The 1,091-nt window shown below is 49.3% G+C and carries 1 protein-coding gene and 1 pseudogene; both read left to right on the top strand.

Annotated elements, in window-relative coordinates:
* Window positions 1-153 precede the first annotated feature (153 nt).
* Complete coding sequence (gene ribH / locus ACR0P9_RS13060) at window positions 154-615, top strand: 6,7-dimethyl-8-ribityllumazine synthase (protein ID WP_432620832.1); 462 nt, start codon at window positions 154-156, stop codon at window positions 613-615.
* A 236-nt stretch (window positions 616-851) separates the two neighbouring features.
* Window positions 852-1,091 (top strand): annotated as a pseudogene (gene pgi / locus ACR0P9_RS13065) (glucose-6-phosphate isomerase); the annotation flags it as partial.

The following is a 1,091-nucleotide window of genomic DNA, read 5'->3' on the forward strand; positions in this document are numbered from 1 at the left end:
GTCCGGCTATGGTCTGGAAATTGTTGAGCGCGTGCCGATTCAGATCGCTGCAAACCCTGTCGATGCGTTCTATCTCAATACCAAGCAGGAGCGCATGGATCACATGACCGAATATAAGTAAAAGTTTGACCGTTTATTCAGGAGGATACAATTATGAAACTGTTAGAAGGAAATGTAGTAGGCACTGGTCTGAAGGTTGGCATCGTTGCTGCCCGTTTCAATGAGTTCATCGTCAGCAAGCTGGTCAGCGGCGCACAGGACGCGCTGGTTCGTCACGGCGTATCCGCTGATGACATCGAGATCGCTTGGGTTCCGGGCGCATTTGAGATCCCGCTCATCGCACAGAAGATGGCAAACTCCGGCAAGTATGACATGGTTCTCTGCCTCGGCGCAGTCATCCGCGGCTCGACCTCTCACTACGATCTGGTTTGCAACGAGTGCGCAAAGGGTGTCGCTCAGGTTTCCCTGTCCGCAGGCATTCCGGTACTGTTCGGCGTCGTTACCACGGACACCATCGAGCAGGCTATCGAGCGCGCAGGCACCAAGGCTGGCAACAAGGGCTACGATGTTGCTTGCTCCGGCATCGAGATGGCAAACCTCATCCGCAACCTGTAAGCTTCCCCAAAGTTTCCCATATGATACATGCACCCCGAAGTCTGGTTCTTCGGGGTGTTTTTTGTCACATTCTGTTGCAAAGAAAAACTGTAAAAAAATCTGTAACTTTTCCATAAGTTTTCCATAATATTACACAAATCTCCCTAGCATATTCCCGAAAAGTATGGTACACTATAAATAGTCTCTTGTGAGATATTTCACAATCCGCAGGAGAACGTTGTTAGGAAGAGATTTTTTTGGAAAAAGGTGGAAAAAACATCATGGTCAATTGGAACAATTTGGACACACTCACATCTTTCAAAAAGCTGGCTGGCATGAAAGATCGTGTGAATATCGCGCAGGAAATGTCTGGGGAAAACGGTGCCGCGCGTGTCAAGAAATACAGTGCACCGATGGCAGCCGGTATGAAGTTCAACTACGCTGCCAAGCAGGTAGATGACGAAATCCTGTCCACGCTGGCACAGCTGGCACAGGAA

This window comes from Butyricicoccus sp. (genome assembly GCF_050872565.1).
GTDB lineage: Bacteria > Bacillota > Clostridia > Oscillospirales > Butyricicoccaceae > Butyricicoccus_A.